The sequence below is a fragment of the Xanthomonas prunicola genome (assembly GCF_002846205.1).
GTDB lineage: Bacteria > Pseudomonadota > Gammaproteobacteria > Xanthomonadales > Xanthomonadaceae > Xanthomonas > Xanthomonas prunicola.
Genome location: NZ_PHKV01000006.1, coordinates 131595 through 152016, shown reverse-complemented (window position 1 = coordinate 152016; position 20422 = coordinate 131595). Strand labels below are relative to the sequence as shown.

General features: G+C 63.7%; 15 protein-coding genes. 4 read left to right on the top strand and 11 right to left on the bottom strand.

Annotated elements, in window-relative coordinates:
* Nucleotides 1-72: 72 nt before the first annotated feature.
* From XpruCFBP8353_RS23485 to XpruCFBP8353_RS17515, 5 genes are all read right to left on the bottom strand, one after another.
* On the bottom strand, nucleotides 73-1092 hold the full coding sequence (locus tag XpruCFBP8353_RS23485; RefSeq protein ID WP_133125666.1) for a hypothetical protein: 1020 nt from the start codon (nucleotides 1090-1092) through the stop codon (nucleotides 73-75).
* Nucleotides 1093-1348: 256 nt separating this feature from the next.
* Entirely contained in the window at nucleotides 1349-1498 is a 150-nt protein-coding gene (locus XpruCFBP8353_RS23995) for a hypothetical protein (protein WP_165786177.1), read from the bottom strand.
* A gap of 60 nt (nucleotides 1499-1558) precedes the next feature.
* Nucleotides 1559-1768 (bottom strand): hypothetical protein, encoded by a 210-nt coding sequence (locus tag XpruCFBP8353_RS17525; RefSeq protein ID WP_162301103.1) that lies wholly within the window; start codon nucleotides 1766-1768, stop codon nucleotides 1559-1561.
* A 187-nt stretch (nucleotides 1769-1955) separates the two neighbouring features.
* Nucleotides 1956-5801: a LamG-like jellyroll fold domain-containing protein gene (locus tag XpruCFBP8353_RS17520; RefSeq protein ID WP_101364369.1), complete on the bottom strand. Its 3846-nt coding sequence runs from the start codon at nucleotides 5799-5801 to the stop codon at nucleotides 1956-1958.
* Nucleotides 5802-6161: 360 nt separating this feature from the next.
* Nucleotides 6162-8942, bottom strand: coding sequence for a TonB-dependent receptor (locus tag XpruCFBP8353_RS17515; RefSeq protein WP_101364334.1), 2781 nt, complete (start codon nucleotides 8940-8942; stop codon nucleotides 6162-6164).
* Between the two features lie 286 nt (nucleotides 8943-9228).
* Between XpruCFBP8353_RS17515 and XpruCFBP8353_RS17510 the strand changes: the two genes are divergently transcribed.
* Nucleotides 9229-10251 carry a sugar kinase gene (locus XpruCFBP8353_RS17510; protein ID WP_101364333.1) on the top strand — a complete coding sequence of 341 codons (1023 nt, stop codon included), beginning with the start codon at nucleotides 9229-9231 and terminating at the stop codon, nucleotides 10249-10251.
* A gap of 186 nt (nucleotides 10252-10437) precedes the next feature.
* On the opposite strand, the gene XpruCFBP8353_RS17505 is transcribed toward XpruCFBP8353_RS17510, so the two are convergent.
* Together XpruCFBP8353_RS17505 and fabV are read right to left on the bottom strand one after the other, a co-directional pair.
* On the bottom strand, nucleotides 10438-10725 hold the full coding sequence (locus XpruCFBP8353_RS17505) for a hypothetical protein (protein WP_101364332.1): 288 nt from the start codon (nucleotides 10723-10725) through the stop codon (nucleotides 10438-10440).
* Nucleotides 10726-10879: 154 nt separating this feature from the next.
* On the bottom strand, nucleotides 10880-12088 hold the full coding sequence (gene fabV, locus XpruCFBP8353_RS17500) for an enoyl-ACP reductase FabV (RefSeq protein ID WP_101364331.1): 1209 nt from the start codon (nucleotides 12086-12088) through the stop codon (nucleotides 10880-10882).
* 281 nt (nucleotides 12089-12369) lie between these two features.
* Between fabV and XpruCFBP8353_RS17495 the strand changes: the two genes are divergently transcribed.
* A complete protein-coding gene (locus XpruCFBP8353_RS17495; protein ID WP_101364330.1) occupies nucleotides 12370-15717 on the top strand; it encodes an nSTAND1 domain-containing NTPase in 3348 nt (1115 codons plus the stop codon).
* Complete coding sequence (locus tag XpruCFBP8353_RS17490; protein ID WP_101364329.1) at nucleotides 15714-16112, top strand: hypothetical protein; 399 nt, start codon at nucleotides 15714-15716, stop codon at nucleotides 16110-16112. Before XpruCFBP8353_RS17495 ends, XpruCFBP8353_RS17490 begins: the two co-directional genes overlap by 4 nt.
* A gap of 171 nt (nucleotides 16113-16283) precedes the next feature.
* Here XpruCFBP8353_RS17490 and XpruCFBP8353_RS17485 read toward each other — a convergent pair whose 3' ends face one another.
* From XpruCFBP8353_RS17485 to XpruCFBP8353_RS17470, 4 genes are all read right to left on the bottom strand, one after another.
* A complete protein-coding gene (locus XpruCFBP8353_RS17485; RefSeq protein WP_101364368.1) occupies nucleotides 16284-16832 on the bottom strand; it encodes a hypothetical protein in 549 nt (182 codons plus the stop codon).
* A 285-nt stretch (nucleotides 16833-17117) separates the two neighbouring features.
* A complete protein-coding gene (locus XpruCFBP8353_RS17480) occupies nucleotides 17118-17510 on the bottom strand; it encodes a hypothetical protein (RefSeq protein ID WP_101364328.1) in 393 nt (130 codons plus the stop codon).
* A gap of 321 nt (nucleotides 17511-17831) precedes the next feature.
* A complete protein-coding gene (locus XpruCFBP8353_RS17475) occupies nucleotides 17832-18464 on the bottom strand; it encodes a response regulator transcription factor (protein ID WP_101364327.1) in 633 nt (210 codons plus the stop codon).
* Nucleotides 18461-19660 carry a sensor histidine kinase gene (locus tag XpruCFBP8353_RS17470; protein WP_101364326.1) on the bottom strand — a complete coding sequence of 400 codons (1200 nt, stop codon included), beginning with the start codon at nucleotides 19658-19660 and terminating at the stop codon, nucleotides 18461-18463. The genes XpruCFBP8353_RS17475 and XpruCFBP8353_RS17470 overlap by 4 nt, the downstream gene beginning before the upstream one ends.
* A 60-nt stretch (nucleotides 19661-19720) precedes the next feature.
* On the opposite strand from XpruCFBP8353_RS17470, the gene XpruCFBP8353_RS17465 reads away from it, so the two are divergent.
* Nucleotides 19721-20287 (top strand): methyltransferase family protein, encoded by a 567-nt coding sequence (locus XpruCFBP8353_RS17465; RefSeq protein ID WP_101364325.1) that lies wholly within the window; start codon nucleotides 19721-19723, stop codon nucleotides 20285-20287.
* The last annotated feature ends 135 nt before the right edge of the window (nucleotides 20288-20422 follow it).

Below are 20422 nucleotides of genomic sequence, written 5' to 3'. Positions count from 1 at the left end.
TTTCATGATAGCTCATGAAACATCGCCAAAAACTTACTTATATAGGAGACGTTGCCATTACGAATTCAGGATCTATGCGTCGAGCGGGCCGGATACCGGAGTGCCATCCTCTGCGCATGATGCGTCCAATTCATAATCAACGCCTGCGATATGCAATTTCACCGACTCTCCTTTTATTGAAATAAAGTCAGCGTCATTTGACATTGTGGTTCCGCGCTCGCGGGCTCCCTTCATTGAACCAAAATTAGTCCGAAATACCAAGCCATCAGATAATGAATACGAATAACCGGTATAGCCTTCATTGTAAATCCCGTCTTTCCCCTTTGGATAATTTCTATAGAGCTCATTGTTGTACTTCGGCTTAAGGAGGCTGACAAAAGCTTTCTCAGCGTCAGACACCAGCCGCGAATTGCTATAGGACATCATTACATCCTTGTCCTCAATCACGTCTTCGGGCCGCCAACTTTTTATTATTAGGGGCTCTACCTTAAATAAGAAAAGGTAAATTTCATCACTGACGTGCGCGCCTGGATAACGCTGGGGCTCGTCGGAAACAATCTTCTGCCTTGCGTCGTGTCCTTTTTTTAATAACCTATCGAAGCTATCCGTTCCGGTTGCCTTTCCTACATATAAAAGGTCATAACTGGCTAATTCAAGATATTTTTCTAACCCGCCAATGAATTCTTCTGCGCGGCCCCGACGCCAAAGTAAATCCTCCGGATGGAAGCTTGCAACGACGGTTCTAGTTCCGGACTTTTCTTTTTTGCAGAAAATGATCGAAATATCTGAGACCCCTATCGTGACCTCTACTTCTTCATTAATATTCGCGACTGGGGGAAGCAAACCAGTATCAATAAATCCTTTATCGCTTGCACCGCCTTGAACTTGTATTTCAAAGTGGACTCTGCCCTCATCATCCGCATGTACATCAGAAAAAATAGCTTTTGCCCGCCCACCGATCATGTAGAAGTCGCTCAACCTAAGGATTTTTACTACATTTTTATTCTTTGATATTTGCGAGACGCTACTATTAGCGATGGGAGGGCATATTAGATCCACTGACGCAATCATTGCATTTACATGAGGAGCCATGAAAAAATCCTTTGATTCTCCAGAAGGTGTTTCTGTATGCCTTCAAAATTTCGTGCAAGCATTAGCACTTAAGCGACACAGCGAATAGGGAAGCAGGTAATTAATCCTCTAGCCCTTGCTCTCTTGCTAGTTTTCGCACTGAATTAATCTAAACGTCCTAACCAGATGTCATTCATCAGCCTACCTGGAAACCAGACACTACTGAAACGCACGGCGGCTTGCACGACGTTGAGGCCGATCCAATCAAGTAAATCATTTAATGCGCCCTCAATCTAGCAAGATGGTAGCCAATAGGAACTGCACGTATCTGGCCTGCTGCAAACAGCGCCATCAGCAATGCGCCTGCCGCAGCAAGCATGTCACCAGCGAGGCCAGCCAGCAGCTTCAGGAGTTTTTGATAGCGCATTCTTTGCGTCCTAGTTCTGGCATTACGCCGGACGTCCGAATGGCGTTCGCTTGAGGCCTGCTAGGACTTGTGACGCCGATAATGGTTGTTGGTACTGGTACTGCGGTAGCTGCCACCCTTGTGCGAGGTGCCGTGGCCTGCGCTGTAGTGACCGCCGTGACTGGTGGTGTGGTGCGTGCCGGCGGCTCTGACGCGCGCTTGCGCGGATGCGGTGAAAAATCCCAGTGCGGCCACACTAACTGCCACGATGCTCCATGCCCTGCTCAACATTGTTTCTTCCCCCTGAAGAAATGTGTGGCTTTGCGGCTGCGTTACATACTGCGTGACCTGATCCTCGCCGAGTTTTTGGGTTGCGTCAATGCGGTTGCGCGAGTGATCGTTGGCTTTATCGGCTTTGCCCTCATCCGCCCTTCGGGCACCTTCTCCCGCGTGCGGGAGAAGGGAGTGGTGCGTTTGGTTATGGGCTGTTTTTTGTCGTTAGCGCGGTGGTTGGGGTTGGCAGCGGAAGTTTATTGTTGAGGTCGGTAATCTCTGCGGTGTTGCCATCGGTGATGACGCGTAGTTGCGCGGCTTTTGCGCTTGCGGCGTTGGTTAGCGGCAGGCGTACCTGCGTGGTGATCGGCTGCAGATTGCGTGGTGCCGCGAGTGCCGGGAACGCGGCTCTTGCCAGCTCCTTGCCACGCCCATCCTCCAGCACCACAAACCCGGCCGGTGCATCGGCGTGACCGAGGCTATGCACAGTCACTTCGATGGCATCGGCAGTTACGCGCACATCGCCATGACCAATACCCAGGTCTGGGCGCAGTTCGACCGGGGTGGCGGCGGCGATGCGTTCGAGCTGCAGGACGGTGGTGCGGCCTGCGGGGAAGTCGATGTCGATGGCCGCGCTTTTTTCGAAAGCGACCTCTTGCGTCTTGGCGTTGCTGTCGAGCTTGCCGTCATTGGCCTTGCTCACGCCCTGGGTGATGCGCCATTGGCCCGGGGCGACGTTCCAGCCGGTCATGCTGGCACGCTGGGCCTTGTTGGACGTGTTGTAGGCGATGACGGTGAAGCGGTCTTGCTGGGGTGCGGGGATGGCGATGGCAACCTGGGTGGCGGCCTCTGGATCGGCGAAGCGCCAGCTCACGGTGTGGCCGGGGTAGGTCTGGTTGCGTTTGAGGGCCACGCCGCCAAGGCGTGCGCGCTGCAGGTTGACGGTGGGGGATTCGACGCGGTCGCTCCACCAGTGGCCTTCGGTGTTCATGTAGAAATTCTGCAGTTTCTCTCTTGCCTCGCTGCGGTAAATGGCGGCGAGATACTCGAGGTTGCCGGTCTGCTCCCAGGCCACATGGTGCGGGAAGTCCGGGGCGCTGCCGTCGTCCTTGTCTGCGGCATCGATGAGCTTGCCGCTCCAGTCGCTGCGCTTGCCCATGACATCGAGGAAGTTTTCGTTGAGCAGGGAGAGGCCGTTGGGGCCGCTGTTGGCGACGCGGTAGTCGATGGGCTTGAGGTAGCGCTGCTCGCCGGTGAAGCGGTAGGCGGCCCAGAAGGTGTGCAAGGTGTCGGCGCCGCCGCTGCCTTCGAACAGTTCGCCGCCGCGGGTTTTGCCGGTTTGCCAGTTGATCTCGTTGGGCAGCGCCCAGTTGCCCTTGGCGTTGGTGTAGGCGTAGGCGAGATAGCCGTCTGCTAACCCTGTAACGATGCGGCGGCTGTTGGGGTCGGCGTTATAGCCGCCCAGCAGGATGGCCGGGTGCACGATGGGGAAGGAGTACGGTTTTTGCCATTGCCAGTTGGGCTCGCGGTAGACCTTGCGGCCGCCGAACCAATTGCTGGCAAACAGCAGGTGGCCTTGCGGGTTGAGCTGGATGATGGTGTCGAAGGCCTTGACCGTCTGCATCAGGCGCTCGACGGTGCGCGGGTCGCCCCAGTTGAGATATAGCAGGGCGCTGTTGAGGTTGATGCCCTCCTCGTAGGAATGCAGCTCGTCGGTTTCGATGGTGGACAGGCCGTTGGTGAACATGCCGTTGCGGTAGTTGGCATCGGACAGCGCCAGCATGGAGGCATTGAGCATGTCCGGGTCCACGCCCATCAGCGCGACGCCGGGCCATTGCTGCACCAGGTCCGAATCGTCGGAGATGCCGCCGCCGAAATCGCCGTAGGCCACCTGGCGCTGCTCGATCCACCAGCGGATATAGCGGCGGGTGGCGCTGAGGTCCTGCAGCTGCCAGAACGCCCAGGCGGGCACGCCCTTGGGTACGGTGGGCAGTTCGACAGGCAACGCGCCCTGGTTGGCGTAGCTGATGTCGTTCCAGTACTGGCGGCCGAGGGCGTGGTCCGGGTCGACGCGCAGCAGGTCGGTGATGTCCGCGTCCAGGCGCTTGTAGAGCAGCTGGCGCTTGGAGGTGGTGTGTTCTTCCACCAGAAAGCCCCAGTTGTCCTTGACCTGGTTGAAGCGGTCGGCGACGTGCTCGGTGATGGCCTCGGCGCGCGGCTTGAACACCAGCTGCAGCTGGGTGCCGTCGAGTGCGTTGGCATCAAAGCCGGGTGCGGCGGCGGCGATGCTGAGCATCAGGCTGTCGTTGCTCAAGATGCGGTCGCGCAGGTCCAGCCACAGCGTGCGGGCCTGGCCGGGGGCGACCGCGACCGAGACATCAATCATGTCGCGTGCGGGCCAGATGGGGTCCTTGATGCGGATATTGAGCGGGATGCTGCCGTTGTGGGTGGCCGGCAGGTTGAGTGCCGGCAGGGTGATGGCGATGCCGTCCAGGCCGTCGTGCATGTTCTCCCAGCCGTAGGACCAGCTGCGCATCAGCGCCTGGTCCGGCGGCGGGTTGCCCAGGCTGGAGGGCACCAGGATGTGCACGATGGGTTGCTGCGCGCTTGCCGCCGCCTTGTCGCTGGGGCGCTTGCGCGCCGGTGCCTTGGTGGGCAGCGCGATGACGGTCTGGCGCTCGCCTGGCGGGTAGCGGCCGGCGATGACATCGCGCAGCGGTGCGAGGTTGTCGTAGTCGGGCTGGATGTCGCTGCGCACGGTGTAGCTGAGTTGCGCGCTGCCCTTGGGCACCTCGCCCGGCTGCACGTTGTAGGCCCAGATTTCCTGGATGGGGGTTTCCTGCGCGGTGTTGGCAAAGCGCAGCGTGCCGCCGCGGCGCTCGGGGAACTGGTCCACGCTGCGTACGACGCCCTGGCTGCGTGCGAACAGTGGCTGCGCCTGTGCGTTGGGCGCGGCATAAGTGGCCTGGCCGTAGGCGGCGCCGCGCAGTTCGATGCGGTTGACCGGCTCGTCCGGCAGGGTGAGGTCCAGCGCCTTGCCGCCTTCGACATAGGTGTTCCAGTCCGGCAGCTGGAAGTAGTCGTCGCGCCCCGGCAGACGCGAGCGGTTGTAGACGCCGGGCCAGGTGGTTTCGGCAATGCCGTCGGTGGCCTTCCACATCCATTGCTTGAGGTCGCGCGCGTCGGCGAACTCCACCTTGCGGATGCGGGTGACCGGTGCATCCAGCAGTGGCGGTGCGTGGCCGTTGTCCCAACCAAAGCGGTGCAGGAAGGCGGCGTGTTGCGATGCAGATGTGGCCGGCTCGGCGCTGGCGGGCTCCTGCAGGCGTGCGAGCGCGGCGGCGCCGCTGGCGTCGAGCATGCGGTCGTAGATGCGGATCTCGTCGAAGTCGCTGCCGCGCAAAAAGTTGTAGCGGCTCTGCACCTGGTGCGGCGACATCACGCGGCCGGCCAGGCCGAACTGGTCGAGTGCGGCGTCGAAGTCGAGCGCGCCGCCGTTGGTACAGGGCGCACCGCAGTCCACGCGTGCGGCTTCCTTGCCATCGACATACAGGCGCACGCCACGGGTTTCGTCCCAGGCAAACGCGATATGGGTCCAGTCGTTGGCGGACGGAGCCTTGTCGAGCTTGAAGGAGACGCGGGTGCGCGCGAGATTGGCGTCGGTGACGAAGGCATCGAAGCCGTGGCCGTTCCAGTCGATGCGCAGCCAGGCCATGTCCCAACTGGTGTGGTCGGCATAGCCGACGCGGAAGATCACGAATGGCGCTTCGCCCACCGGGTAGCGCGAACGCCAGAAGAAGCTCAGCGTGCCGCGTTGGGTATAGAGATTACCGGGCGCATTCCACGACAACACGCCGTCATCGGCCCATTCGATGGCGTTGCCGCGTTTGCCGGTGGGCACCAGGGTGATCTTGTCGCGGAAGTTGGGCACACCGTCACCACGGGCGACATCGGCCTCCAGGCTGCGGTCGGCCGAGACCCGGAACAACAACTCCGGTGAATCGGCAGCGGCCGCACTTACGGGCAGCGCCATCAACAACAGCACACCCATCCAACCCTTCAACACGCTCACTGCCTACTCCTCAAAACGCATCGCCGCACGGGGTCACCGCGCGGCGAATATTCGATATTGCATGGCGTTGGCAGCCCCACGCCGGCAGGGGCTTGCCACCTGTCTTGCCCGGCGGAAGCGATGGTCTGCATAGACTACGCGGTGCCGGCCTGCGCCTGCATCGCGCAGTGATCGCCAACGTCTGCATGCTGGTGATCAGGGCGGTGCGCGGTGCGGGCCGGCTGCAATGCACGTCACGGCATTGCGTGCAGCGCCATGCGGCCGGCAACGCACCGTGCCGATGCGTTGGACGGTTGGGATCACGCCCGCGACGCGGTAGGCGTCGCGGGCAGACACCGCTTAGAACTTGTAGCGCAGGCCCAGCAAAAACTGGCGGCCGGTTTCGGTGTACTGCAGCGGCAACTCACCGGTCTGCGGCGACCACACCCATTCGTCGGACGCTTCGTTGGTGAGGTTGATGCCCTCCAGGCTCAGCTCCAGTTGCTTGCTGATCTTGTAGCGCAGCGAGGCGTCGATCATGGTGGTGCCGGTCATGCCGTGCACGCCGTCCACGTTGAATCCCGATTCCGTGCCGGGGGCCTGGGTCAGGTAGTCGTCGCGATTGGTGGCCGAGACGCGGCCGGCGAAGGTCTCGCCTTCGTAGAACAAGGTTGCATTCCACGACGAGCGCGACAGCCCGGTCAGGTCGTTTTTCATCACCGGCGTGCCGGTGCTGGACAGGTACTGGATCTGCGAATCGACCCAGGTGTAATTCAATTGCACGCCCAGGTTGGCCCACTTGCCCGGCAGGAACGTAAACGGCTGGACATAGTTCGCCTCCACGCCCTTCAACTCGCCACCGGGTGTATTCAATGGAATGCTGAAGGTGAAGTCGTCGTTGATGCTGGCGCCGGTGCCATCCAGCAACGAGGCCGGCAGGCCACTGCTGGAATACGGGCGCACTTCGCGTGCGGTCTGGATGAAGCTTTCGATGTCCTTGTAGAACACACCGACACCCAGCATCGCGCCTTCGTTGAAGTACCACTCCAGGCCAAGATCGACATTGGTGGCTTCGATCGGATCCAGATCCGGGTTGCCGCCGGACACGGTGCGTGCACCACCGGCCACCGCCACGGTCACACCGGGCGTCAGGCTGCCCAGGCCGGGACGCGACATCACCTTGGCCGCGCCCAAACGCAGCAACAGGTCGGGCGCGAGCTCGGCCACCAGATTGAACGAGGGCAGCGTGTTGTTGTACTTGCGGCCCACCGTGGTCAGTGCCGGTGCGTTGTTGATCAACGCATAGCCGGAGGACTCCTGCTCGGTGCGCACATAGCGCACGCCGAAGTTACCCGACAGCGGGATGGAACCCAGGTCGGTGGAGAACTCGCCCATCAGCCAGACGCCGCGGTCCTTTTCTTCGACACTGCGGGTGTTGTTGGCACGCGGCGCCACGGCGAAGGTGCCGCTGTTGCTGTAGATGCCAAGCTGGTCGGCCACCGCATCCAGATTGGGGACGACCCAGTTGGACGGGCTGCCATTGATGCCCTTGAGACCGGCTTGCTCGGTCAGGTCCGTCGGCACGATGCGGCTGCCATTGGCAAAGGTCGGCACCGACACTTCGCTGGCGCGACGCAGTTCAACCGTGCTGAAGGTGTAGTTCTTGGCCAGCACACCCCCCTTGAGGCGGAAGCCAGGGCTGATGTTCCAGTTGAAGTCAATCTGCGCCGTATCGAAATCGTTGTCGACGGTCTGCGGGCGCAGACGGATTTCGGCCAGTTCCCAACCGGCAGGGTTGGTCGGGTCGATGCCGTAGTTCAGCACCGGCGCGCGGCTGTTGCCGCGGTAGTCGTAGCTGTACCCGTCGACGTCGTACTTATCCATGATGATGGTGGTCTGCACCGGGTTCTCGTGCGCCGAGCGCGAGGTCCCGACACGACCAGACACGGAGAAGACATCGCTGAAGCGGTGCTCCAGATCCAGGCTGATCTGCTTGAATTCGGTGTTCCACTCGTCGTGGCGGTTTTCCGAGCGGATATCGACGTTGTCGAATTCGCCGTACACCAGCGCGTTGTTGCGGATTTCGCCGTTGCGCACGATGGTGGCGGGCTTGCCGTCGCGATCGGCACGACGTGGCGTGCCGCTGTCGCGACCGCGGCTGAAGGAGATCGCCTCGATATAGTGCTCATCGCGCGTGGCGTCGATCTTGGAGTACAACGCATCCAGCGAGACGGTGGTGCGGTCCGTGGGCTTCCACTGCAACGACCCGGTCACGCCAAGGCGTTGTTGGTCGTGTTCCAGTTGCACATAGCGCGGGAATCGCGGGTGGTACACGTCGGCCGAGCGCGCGGCCGCGTAGGGCGATGCCGCACTGAAGTTACCGTTGCTCGGACCATTGGCCCAACGGCCGGTGTTGGAGCCTTCTTCCAGAACCTGACGCTCGGTGTAGGCCACCGACAGCAAGGCGCCAAAGGTGTTGTCGGCCCAGGTATTGGCGATCAACGCGGCCACACGCGGATTGGCCTTTTCGGCCATGGCGTTATAGGCCGCCTGGCTGCTGGCGGCGAAGGTGAAGCCGTTGTAGTCGAACGGGCGCGCAGTGCGCAGGTCGACCGTGGCACCCAGCGAGCCCTCTTCCACATCGGCCGAGGCCGTCTTGCGCGCGATCAGCTGCGAGAACAGGTCCGAGGCGAACACGTTGAAGTCGAAGCCACGGCCGCGGTTGGTGCCGCCGCTCTGGTCGCCGGCGCCCACGGTGGTGAGCGCTTCCATGCCGTTGATACGCACGCGGGTGAACTCTGGGCCCAGACCACGCACCGTAATGGCGCGGCCTTCGCCGGCATCGCGGGTGATCACCACGCCGGGGATGCGCTGCAGCGACTCGGCCAGATTGAGGTCGGGGAACTTGCCGATGTCCTCGGCGACAATGGCATCGACCACGCCGGCTTCGCCGCGCTTGATGTCCAGGGCCTTCTCAACGCTGGCGCGGTAACCGGTCACCGTGACAGTGTCCAGGTCCACGGCGGGCTCGGCTGGCGATGGGGCAGCCTCTTGTGCAGCCGCGTGGCCGCTCAGCGCCAGGCCGATCGACAGTGCAAGCAAGGTAACCGGTGTCTTCCGGCTGGTGGTCCGAAATTGCATGTCCTCCCCTCCCAAGGGTCCATGAACAATGTGAAATAGCGGGGTGTGAGCGGCAATGACACCGCTGGTCAAAACGACGTTACCAGCTGAATCGCCACGTAACATCTTGCAGCGCAGCAGAAAACGCCACCAAATTTCCGAGAAAGCGATGCAAGCCGTCACTTCACGTCTCATCATGCCCGTGGCAGCCGGTATTTCACGCCGGCTACAATGACACCGATGGTCATCTCAATGCGTGGCGGCGCCCCCACCTCGTCACGCATCACCCAGCCGAGGTAATTGCCACATGAGCCGTGCCCGTATCCTGTGTTTTGGTGAGTTATTGCTGCGCCTGGGGGCGCCTGGTCATGCGCTGCTGCTGCAGCAGCCTCGGCTGGATGTGCACTGTGGTGGTGCAGAAGCCAACGTCGGCGTGTCGCTGGCGCATTTCGGCCATGCCGTGGCCATGGTCAGCACGGTGGCGGACAACCCGCTGGGTGCGGCGGTGCTGGGCGAACTGCGCCGGCATGACGTGGAGACCCGTCATGTGCGGCGCGTGGATGGCCGCATGGGCCTGTATTTTTTGACCACCGGTGCGATCCATCGCCCCAGCGAAGTGATCTACGACCGCGCCGATTCGGCGTTTGCGCTGGCACCGGCCGACGCCTACGACTGGCCGCGCCTGCTTGAGGGCGCGCAGTGGCTGCACTTGTCCGGGGTGAGCCCGGCGTTGGGTTCGGAGGTGGCGCAGGCCACGTTGGCGGCGGCACGTGCCGCACGCGCGGCCGGGGTCAAGGTGTCGTTCGACGGCAATTACCGGCCCAAGCTGTGGCAACGCTGGCAGGGTGATGCGCGCGGCATCCTGCACCAGCTGTTTGCCTGTGCGGACGTGGTGTTTGCCGATTACCGCGACATCGGCGTGGTGCTGGGCGGCGAGTTTGCGCAGGACACGCTGGAAGCGCGCGTGGAAGCGGCTGCGCAGCAAGCCTTTGCCGCATTCCCCCAGCTGCAGTTGATGGCGTGCACGCAACGCGTGGCGCATCACGTGGACCACCACAGCCTGGGCGCGATGCTGGTGCCGCGCGAGGGCGCGGTGGCGCGTGCACCCAGCGAAGAACTCACCCCCATCATCGACCGCATTGGTGGCGGCGATGCGTTTGCGGCCGGCGTGCTGCATGGCCTGATCGAAGGTTGGTCGCTGGAGGACACCGTGCGCTTCGGCCTGGCCGCCGGCTGTTTGAAGCATTCGATTCCGGGCGATTTCAATCCGCTGTCGGTGGCCGATGTGCAGGCGTGCGTCGGCGATGCGCGGTTCGATGTGCGGCGCTGACGCGCCAGGAATCGGGATTGGGGAATCGGGAATCGGAAGAGCGCTGGCTTTCAGCGCTTTTTCTAGCGTTGTTGGTCAGAGAGCACGGTGCGCTTCGTACTGACACGCTGTTGCGTGCGTGCAGGCGTGGCCTGCGGGCGGTAGGCAAATGCTTTTGCTAGGTGTTATTCACAGCGCTTATGGGGTTCAAGCCGGCCTGCGTGCGCGGCGTTTGTTGATGCCCCACGCCATCGCGGTACTCACCAGCACCACGCAAACCGATGCGGGAACGCTGAAAAACGCCGCAATCAATAGCGCGTTCTGCCACGGCGGTGCCGAGCCGTCCTGCATCACCACGGCGCAAACCACAGCCGTGGTGATCAGCAGATTGATCAGTGCTTTAAGCGCGCCGTGGAGCCGGATAAACCGCAACAGCACGGCACAGACGCCACTGACCAGAAAGGCCAGGACCAGATGGGCGATAAGTTTGTCCATTGAGGGCAGAGATTTGAGCTTAGGGAGTCGGGATTCGTGACAGCAAGGGCAACCAGCATCGCGTGCCGGTTGTCCTCGCGGCAAAACGTTCAGGTCCGCCGAAGATCACCGATGCAGCAACCCACCGCTCTTGCGATTCCCGATTCCCGATTCCTCAGCCCAACTCGATGCAATCGAAAGTGACATCCGTCTCCACATCGGCGTCGTAATCCACATCGGTGCGCTCGAAGCCGAACAGCTTGAGGAACTCGTGCTTGTAGCCGGCGTAGTCGGTGAGCTCGAACAGGTTCTCGGTGGTGACCTGCGGCCACAGTGCCTTGCAGGCATCCTGCACGTCGTCGCGCAATTCCCAGTCGTCCAGGCGCAGACGGTTTTGGTCGTCGACCTCGGCCGGCTGGCCGTCTTCGCGGTACAGGCGCTCGCGGTACAGGCGATCCAACTGTTCGATGGTGCCTTCGTGCAGGCCCTTCTCTTTCATGATCTTGTAGACCATGGAGATGTACAGCGGCATCACCGGAATGGCTGCGCTGGCCTGGGTGACCACCGACTTGAGCACCGCCACATTGGCGCCGCCACCGTGCTTGGCTAGGCGCGCGTTCAGGCGCTGCGCGGTGTGGTCCAGATCGACCTTGGCCTTGCCGAGTGCGCCATGCCAGTAGATCGGCCAGGTAATTTCGGTCCCGATATAGCTGAAGGCCACACTGCGCGCGCCGTCGGCGAGCACCCCGGCACCTTCCAGCGCGTCGATCCACAGTTCCCAATCCTGCCCGCCCATCACGGTGATGGTGTCTTCGATCTCCTGCGCGCTGGCCGGCTCGATCGAGGCCTGGATGATGGTGTCCTTGTTGGTGTCGATGGCAGTAGCGGTGTAGGTCTCACCGATCGGCTTGAGCGCAGAGCGCTTCACTTCGCCACTGCCCGGCAGCTTGCGCACCGGCGAGGCCAGCGAATACACCACCAGGTCGACCTGGCCACCCATTTCGGTCTTGATCAGTTCGATCACCTTTTCGCGCGCGGCATCGGAAAACGCATCGCCATTGATCGACTTGCTGTACAGGCCCGCCGCCTTGGCGTGCTTGTCGAAGGCGGCCGAGTTGTACCAACCGGCGGTGCCGGCCTTGGTCGCGGTGCCGGGCTTTTCGAAGAACACGCCCAGCGTGTCCGCACCGAACCCGAAGGCGGCAGTGATGCGCGAGGCCAGGCCGTAGCCGCTGGACGCACCGATCACCAGCACCTTCTTCGGGCCGTCGTTGCGCACGCCGCGTGCGCGCGTTGCGGCGATCTGCTCGAGCACATTGCGCTCGCAGCCAAGCGGATGCGTGGTGGTGCAGATGAAGCCGCGCACTTTGGGATGGATGATCAACGTGGACTCCTGGTCAGCAAGATGCTGGCGGCATCTTAGTGCGTGTGGCGCGCGCGAAACAGCCTGATGCGTAACACACGCCGCTGTATGGAAGCGCGTGAAGGCCACCGCAGGCGCTGCACGGGACCAGCGCCTGCCTCCGCGCGCAGCAACGAACAGCGACCACAATCGACTTACGCGGCAGCGAGCTGTGCTACTTTTCCGCCCTGCCGTGCCGTGCCTGCTCGCGCCTGTTGGCGTTCGTCGAGGCCCCTTCCAGTTGTGCGAACGGTATCTCAGCGATGTCTCTTCGAAGCGAGCGCGTCACGCAGCTGGGCTCCGTTCCGCGGTTCCGCCTTGGGCCATTCCTGGTCGAGCCGGAGCGGCTCACGCTGATCGACGACGGCCAGACCATCACGCTGGAACCGCGCATGATGGAAGTGCTGATCGCGTTGGCCGAGCGTGCCGGCGAGGTCGTCAGTGCCGAGCAGTTGTTGATCGAGGTGTGGCACGGCAGCTTCTACGGCGACAACCCGGTACATAAGACCATCGCCCAGCTGCGCCGCAAGCTGGGCGACGACAGCCGCCAGCCGCGCTTTATTGAAACCATCCGCAAGCGCGGCTATCGGCTGCTGCCCAAAGTGGTGTTTCCGGACGATTACCGCGGGGCGGTGATCGGCGCGCAGACGTGGGGGCATGGCAATCCGTACATGGGGCTGCAGGCATTCGACCCGGCACATGCGGACGTGTTCTTCGGCCGCAGCCACGCGATTGCGCAGGTGCTGGGCGCGTTGCGCGCGCAGTTGCACAGCCAGCGCGGGATGGTGCTGGTGAGCGGTGCCAGCGGCTGCGGCAAGACCTCGTTGCTGCGCGCCGGCGTGGTGCCGTTGCTGTGCCAGCCCGGCGGCCTGGATGGTCTGGAAGCCATCGCAGTGGCGTACTGCAACCTGGCGCAATGCCGCGGCGGCGACGTGCTGGACACGCTCGCGCGCGCACTGGGCGACTGGGCACCGGGCGAACGTGCAGTGTTTTCGCCGGCGCAGATGGCACGCCTGCCCGAGTGGTTGCAGCAGCCTGCCTCGCTGCATGCGGCCATCGACGAGGCGGTGCGCCAACGCGCCCCGGCGCGCGACAACGCGCACACCCAGCGCCATCTGCTGCTGGTCATCGACCATGCCGAAGCGATGGTCGCCACACCCGGCATCACTGCCGCCGATCGCGCTGCGCTGGCCGCGGCGTTGCAGGCGCTGTGCACAAGCGCGCACGTGGCCGTGCTGATGCTCACCCGTAGCGATTTTTATCCACGCCTGATCGATGCCTTGCCGGACATCGTCGAGCTCAAACGCGGCGATGGACATGTGGATCTGCTGGCGCCACGCGATGGCGAGATCGGCCAGATCATCCGCGTACCAGCGGCGATGGCTGGGCTGCGCTTCGAAGAAGACCACAACGGCGCCGGCCGCCTGGACGATGTCTTGCGCGACGCCACCGCACGCCAGCCCGATGCGCTGCCGTTGCTGCAACATCTTCTGCATGCCCTGCATGCGCAACGCAGCGACGACGGCTTGCTGACGTTTGCGGCGTATCACGCCTTGGGTGGGCTGGAAGGCGCATTGGCGCATCATGCCGAGCACACGTTCCGCGCATTGCCTGGCGATGCGCAGGCCGCGCTGGGCGAGGTGCTGGCGCTGCTGAGCGTGATCCACCCCGACAGCGATGCCGTGACCGCACGGCGTGCGCTGTGGTCGGCATTGCCGGCAACCGCCGCAGCGCGTGTGCTGGTGGATGCGTTTGTGCATGCGCGCCTGTTCGTCAGCGAGCTGGTGGCCGGCGAGCCGGGCTTTGCAGTCGCGCACGAAGCCTTGTTGCGGCAGTGGCCGCGCGCGGCCGACTGGATCCATGAAAACCGCCGCCTGCTGCAGGCGCGCAAGCGGCTGCAACTGGCCGCACAGCGCTGGGCCGCCGAAGGCCGGCGCACCGATCATCTGCTCAACAGCGGCCGCCCACTGAGCGAAGCACGCGAAGCGGCGCGACGCATGCCGCAGGATCTGGACGCACTGGACCATGCCTTCCTGCACGCCTGTGAACGCTCGCAACGCCGCCGCCGCGGCCTGTACGCCGCCGCCGCCGCATTGCTGGTGCTGCTGGCCAGTGCGTCGCTCCTGCTCGGCTGGCAGGCACGCCAGGCGCAACAAGTGGCCGAACAACGGCGCGATCAGGCACAACAGCTGGTGGGCTACATGCTGGGCGATCTGGCCGAGCAGTTGCGGACCGTGGGCAATCTGAAATTGCTCGACAGCGTGGGCAGCCGGTCGCTGCGCTATCTGGAAGATTTGCCTAGCACCAGCATGCATACCGGCGATCTGATCAACCACGCTCGCGCCCTGCGGACCACCGGCGAAGTGTTGGCGAACCAGGGCAAGGTGAAAGAGGCGCATGCCGCGTTCACGCGTGCCGCCGCCACCGCCGAACAGGCGCGCATGCAAGCGCCTGACGCATTGGATGCGCACGCCGAAACCGGCCAAGCCGCCTATTGGCTCGGCTATCTTGCGTATCAAGCCAAACAGCTGCCGTTAGCGCGCAAGTACTGGTCGCAGTATCTGGCGGCTTGCGAGCACCTGGTACGCGCAGCTCCGCAGGATCCGCGTTGGCAGCTGGAGTTGTCGTATGCGCTCAACAATCTGGGCACATTGGCCAAAAGCGAAGGTCACGCAACTGCGGCGATCACGTTCTTTGCACGTTCCATCGCGCTCAAGCGCCACGTCTTGGCGCGCACGCCAGCTAACGCGGCAGTGCGGTACGAACTTGTCGATAGCCTGTCCTGGCTAAGCCTGGCGCAGGAAAATCAGGGCTTGCTGGCGCCAGCGGAACAAGGCTACCGCGAGCAGATCGCGGTGCTGCGCGTCTTGGTAAAGAACGATCCGGATGCCGATGCGTGGCGACGGCGCATGGCCACCTCGTTGCTACGCACTTCCAATCTGGCGCTGGCGCGCGGCCACCTTGCGCAGGCGCAGGCCGACGCGCAAGCCAGCGTGCAGATACTCAAACCGCTAGTTGCACAGCAGCCGGACAACCGGACGTGGCAACGTGATCTGGCGCATGCCTACGCGCAGGCCGGTTGGGTCGCCGCGCTGGACGGGCACGCCGACGCGGCCACACGACAACTCGCACAGGCGCGGCAAACGCTGGCAGGCTTGCTGCAACTACAGCCGCTGCCGGAGTGGCAATGGCTGGATGCCATCATCGCGCTGCGGTTGAATCGCGTGCAGGGGCTGCATGGCGGCAACCAGACGTCCAGCCTGGCGGCGATCGTGACGCGACTGGATGGCTTGCATCAGGCCAGGCCCGCCGATCTGCTCGGCGTCTCGGCGCTGGCGCACGCCCTGGTTTGGTATGGCGAACAATTGGACGCCAGCGGCGATCACGTTGGGGCACGCGCCGCCTGGCAGCGCGCGGTGGCAGTGGTCGGCACCGATATCGGCACTAGTCGCGACAAGACCTTGCTCGACCCATGGATTCGCGCACAGATCCATCTGGGTCAGCGCTCTGCCGTTACGCAACAGCTCGGATGGCTGTACCAAGCGGGCTACCGCCATCCGGGATTCGTCTCCCTCTATGCCCCGCTCTTCAAGGAATCATCGAAATCATGACGGACTCCAAGATCATCCCTATCGAACTGACGGTTGCGCACGTGGCGTTCGGCGGCAATACCGGAAGGGGCGCCTACTTCTACAGTTTCTCCCCGGACCTGCTCATCTGTTGCAAAGGCGAACAGAACGTGATCCTGCGCTATGCGTTCTGCGAGTCCGTACCTCACCACTTCAAGATCATCAGCCTGCTGAATTCGGATTCGACGGGGCAGATCGGCCCGCAACATATCGACCCCGACGGTCGTGGTGTGCAGGTGGTCAATGCCAATCAAGATCGGACCTTGATCTTTTTCAGCGTAGTGGTGAAGGACACACACACCGGCATCCATTTCAGCTGCGACCCCCAGGTCGGCAATGATCCAGAAATTTCACCGCAGGAATTTGGCCGTCGCTGACAGGCAGGCACACTCCCGTCCGATGGTTTGCCGCCGGACGGGAGCCGCCGCGCGATCGACGGATGGCGCAGTCGCAAACGGCAACAGGCCAGGCGCTGGCGCTTGTGACGAAGGGTGAGAGCCCCGCTGCACCGGCCCTCCTGCACGCGCGATGCGCCTTCATGCAGGCACTCAGTTGGTGTCCCGGACGTAGGTAGCGATGGCCTGGGGCGTCAGGGCAATCACGCGGCCGGCAGGAAAACTGGAGATCACATAGTTGTCCGGCGCATCACTTCTGAAAGGTACATCGAATGTGGACGCCAGAATGCGCGCCCATCCTTCCGGGTAGGTGTTGCCGCTGACATGGACAACACTCAGCGAAGGCCAATGCACTTGGTGCTTTGTCTGCGGATCTGTCACCTCAGCCTGGCCGACCAGGACCCGACGCGATTGGAAAGGCTGTGTGTTGGCGCGTTTTGCAGGCTGAAGTTTGACGCTATAGGTTCCCGTCGCAGGGTAATGCAACTCGATGATCGATGCAGGCGAGGCGACGGTGACGTGAAATTCTTTCTCGTACCCGGCGTTGGTTGACGTGGCGCTCTCAAGCAGGCGCCACTGGGGATCGGCGATCGGACGCGCCAACACGATGACCGCGCCGCCTTTTTCCAGCATCGGCGCGTCGACGGTCACGATCAAGCGCGACGATAACGTGGGCTGCTTTGCACAGCCGGTGGCGGCCAGGAGCGAGCACGCAGCCATCAGGACGGCGCAGCCAACCCGATACAGGCTCATCCCGTCATTTCCCTCAGCGCTGCGCACCAACGTGGACGATCCATGCAGCCTCGCATGTTTATACGTCCTTTCGCATCGACCGTGTCGCTGCGCGTCCGGCGCTCGTCGACCGATCCAACAGGATCGCGGCGTGCGGCTGTCTCCACGTGGCATCGATGGGGCGCCGCACCGGCAGCGTGGCTCCTCCTTGGTGGCTGCGGCAGTGCCGCGTCCCAGGCCACCACGTGAGCGCGGCTAGAGGTCGGCCGATCTGCGCTGCCGCTCGTCGCCCTCGGTTCCGTTGCTGAAAGCCGGCTTGATCTGGCCGCGGGCCGACCACCTGCCGTCCATGCCGGTACCCGTGCGGTCAAGGTCACCGGATTGGCCGACCTTGCGTGGCCGACTCGCCTGACCTGGCCGGCAACCGTCCCCATCCAAGCGCATGGCCAGCCGATCGCAGGCATGGGCATCAGCCCCCTGCGCTGCCGACGCGCATCCCACGACGACCCGCATGTCGCGTTCGGCGACCGCTTCGGTCGGCAACGCTGCGCGGGGCCAGCTGATCGGCAATTCGGCCTGGGTCGGCGCGCCCCAGGCGCTGGTGGACAGCACGACGATCAACACGAACCACGACCGGGCCAGGCGCATGACGGACTCCGCAGCAGACCGGAGCGCGGCGCGTCCCCGAGCGGCCTTGCTGGCCGCCGGATCACCTTCGTGCGCGCCCGCGCGCCTGACCTGACGGCAACCTTACGGTTGCTGGCAGAACCTGACGGACGCTTGAAATCCTTTCTGAAACAACCGCATAGCGCAGGCGCAGTGAGCGAACGATGGTTCTCGGTTCGAACCACGGATGGCGTCGCCCCGTACCCCATCCCACCCCCTCTCCCGGGGGGAGAGGGGCTTTTTCGACTCCCGATCCCCAACTCCCCGCTCTGACCAATCCCCAATCCCGATCCCACTCCGCCCTCAAATCACCCGCAGCGTGATCGCCTTCAGCACCGCCCGCGTGCGGTCGCGGGTGCCGAGCTTCTCCAGAATGGTGGAGACGTAGTTCTTCACCGTGCCTTCGGCCAGGAACAGGGTGCGGGCGATCTCCTTGTTGGAATAGCCGCCGGCCAGCAGGCGCAGGATCGCCACCTCGCGTTCGTTGAAGGTCTCGCGCGGAGCCTGCTGGTCGCGGAACTGATAGCGGGCGCGCACCGGGTCGGTACTGACCGGCTGCAGCAGGGTGTCGCCTGCGGCGACCCGCTCGATCGCCTCGCGCAGGTCTTCCGGGGCGGCGTCCTTGAGCAGGAAGCCTTGCGCGCCGGCCTCGGTGGCACGCAGCAGCAGGTCGCTGTCGTCGAAGGTGGTGAGTAGCAGCACGGGGGTGCGGTCGCCGCGGGCGCGTAGGTGCTCCAGCGCCTGGATGCCGTCCAGGCCGGGCATGCGGATGTCGCTGAGCACCACGTCCACCGTGTTGGTGACGAGGGCATCCAGCAGGCCCTGGCCGTCGTCGGCCTCGCACACCACCTCCACGCCTTGCTGCTGCAGCAACGCACGCAAACCGGCGCGCACCAGGATCTGGTCGTCAGCCAGGGCAATACGACGTGAAGTCATGCCGGTAGTCTCGCCATCAGGTGCATGCCGCCAGTGGGTGTGCGGCCGAGGTCCAGCTGGCCGTGCAATGCGGCCAGGCGTTCGCGCATGCCGGTGATGCCGTTGCCTTCGCGGATGCGCTCGGCGCGGCGGCCATCGTCGCAGATGTCCACGTGCAACTGCGCGCCTTCGCAATGCAGGTGCACGGCCACTTCCTCGGCATCGGCATGCCGCACAGCGTTGGTCAGCGCCTCCTGCACCAGCCGCAGCAGCAGCTCGGCCACGCAGGCGTCGGTGACCCGCACGTCGGCATCGATCTGCAGGCGCAGTGTCGGGCGCGGGAACGGGGCAGCCAGCGCGCGCAAGGCGGTCTGCAGGTCCAGGCCCTGATCGTCGCGCAACGACTGCACCACGTTGCGGATGTCCGACAGCAGTTCGGCCGACAGCTGCTCCACCACTGCCACCTCGTCGCGCTGTGCCAGGGCCGGGTCGGCGCTGAGCAGGCGTAGGTTGATGCGCATGGCGGTGAGCTTGTGCCCGGCCACATCGTGCAACTCGCGCGCCAGCCGCAAGCGCTCGGCATCGCGCGCACTGTCGGCCAGCAGCGCACGGGTGGCCAGCAGATCGGCGTTGACGTAGGCCAAGGTGTCGCGCGCACGCTCGGCATTGCGCGCGTAATGCGCGGTGAGAGCGGCAAAGGCCTGAAAGCCAGCATAGATGCTGACGATCAACAGGGCCCGCTCGAACCCGGCCTGCACCAAGACCGCGTACATGCCCGCGTTCAACACCAGCGCCAACAGCAGCACGCGCAACGGCGGCCAGGTCATCCCCGCCTGTGCCACCAGCATCACCAGCAACACCGGCGCGGTGCCGGTACGCGGCTCCATCCAGACCAGCAGTAATGCCAGGATCGCTTGCAGCAGTGTTGCCACAGTGCGCAACGCGTGCGTTTGCGGCAATACGGTATGCACCACGAACAAGGCGGTGAAGCCGGCCAACACGCCCCAACGCCAGGCACCGTGCGCCGACGCATCGGGCATAAACGACAACGCCACAGCGGCAATGGTGAACGCACCGGCCAGACGCAGGGGGTGCAATAGATGGCAGAAGGAGGAGTTCATGCGGCGATGCTGACGGCCGCGCGGCCACTCGGCAATGGTGCGCGGGCAGAAGGTGACTTCTGGCAGGTGGGATCGATGACCTGCGGCTCCTGCCATGCATGCGGCACGTGCGCACACTGGCATCACCAACCCACCCCATCGCCACGGAGTCACGCCATGTCTGCTTCCAGTCTGTTTCTTGCGCTCAATCTGGTTTGGGGTGGCTATGAACTGCTGCTCAGCCGTCGCCGCCGCGCCAACGATGGTGGCGCGCACGATCAGGGCACCCTGCAGCATCTTTGGCGCGTCCTGTCTGCGGCGGTCGCCGTTGCGGTGGTGCTGGCCTATAGCGGCCTGGCGCATTGGCCGCAGGGCTGGGGTGCGTCACTGCAGTGGGCCGGCTGCGCCTTGATCGGCACCGGGCTGGCGCTGCGTGTGTGGGCCATCCAGGTGCTGGCGCGCTGGTTCACGGTGGATGTGACCATCCAGCACGACCACCAGCTGGTGCGCAGCGGCCCGTATCGCTGGCTGCGGCACCCGTCGTACACCGGTGCGCTGCTGGCCTTTTACGGGCTGGCGCTGGGCATGGGCAATGGGTTGTCGGTGGCGGCGATCGTGGTGCCGGTGACCTGGGTCTTCCTGCATCGCATCCGTATCGAAGAGGCCGCATTGCGGCGCGCGTTCCCCACTGCGTACCCGGCGTATGCGGCGCAGAGCCGGCGCTTGCTGCCGCTGGTGTGGTGAAGCCAGCCACTCGGTGGCGATGAAGTGGCAAGCACGCTCACCGATGACGGCGATCTGCCCACTGCCAGCCTGCGCCTGGCGCACCACCCGCCCCACCGATCGCCTTACACTCGGCGGCTCACCCCGCCGCTGCCG

Bases quoted from the DNA above. Each gene is read 5' to 3' on its own strand.
- XpruCFBP8353_RS23485 (WP_133125666.1), bottom strand. From the start codon at position 1,092: ATGGCTCCTCATGTAAATGCAATGATTGCGTCAGTGGATCTAATATGC.
- XpruCFBP8353_RS23995 (WP_165786177.1), bottom strand. From the start codon at position 1,498: ATGCGCTATCAAAAACTCCTGAAGCTGCTGGCTGGCCTCGCTGGTGAC.
- XpruCFBP8353_RS17525 (WP_162301103.1), bottom strand. From the start codon at position 1,768: ATGTTGAGCAGGGCATGGAGCATCGTGGCAGTTAGTGTGGCCGCACTG.
- XpruCFBP8353_RS17520 (WP_101364369.1), bottom strand. From the start codon at position 5,801: ATGGGTGTGCTGTTGTTGATGGCGCTGCCCGTAAGTGCGGCCGCTGCC.
- XpruCFBP8353_RS17515 (WP_101364334.1), bottom strand. From the start codon at position 8,942: ATGCAATTTCGGACCACCAGCCGGAAGACACCGGTTACCTTGCTTGCA.
- XpruCFBP8353_RS17510 (WP_101364333.1), top strand. From the start codon at position 9,229: ATGAGCCGTGCCCGTATCCTGTGTTTTGGTGAGTTATTGCTGCGCCTG.
- XpruCFBP8353_RS17505 (WP_101364332.1), bottom strand. From the start codon at position 10,725: ATGGACAAACTTATCGCCCATCTGGTCCTGGCCTTTCTGGTCAGTGGC.
- XpruCFBP8353_RS17495 (WP_101364330.1), top strand. From the start codon at position 12,370: ATGTCTCTTCGAAGCGAGCGCGTCACGCAGCTGGGCTCCGTTCCGCGG.
- XpruCFBP8353_RS17490 (WP_101364329.1), top strand. From the start codon at position 15,714: ATGACGGACTCCAAGATCATCCCTATCGAACTGACGGTTGCGCACGTG.
- XpruCFBP8353_RS17480 (WP_101364328.1), bottom strand. From the start codon at position 17,510: ATGCGCCTGGCCCGGTCGTGGTTCGTGTTGATCGTCGTGCTGTCCACC.
- XpruCFBP8353_RS17475 (WP_101364327.1), bottom strand. From the start codon at position 18,464: ATGACTTCACGTCGTATTGCCCTGGCTGACGACCAGATCCTGGTGCGC.
- XpruCFBP8353_RS17470 (WP_101364326.1), bottom strand. From the start codon at position 19,660: ATGGCAGGAGCCGCAGGTCATCGATCCCACCTGCCAGAAGTCACCTTC.
- XpruCFBP8353_RS17465 (WP_101364325.1), top strand. From the start codon at position 19,721: ATGTCTGCTTCCAGTCTGTTTCTTGCGCTCAATCTGGTTTGGGGTGGC.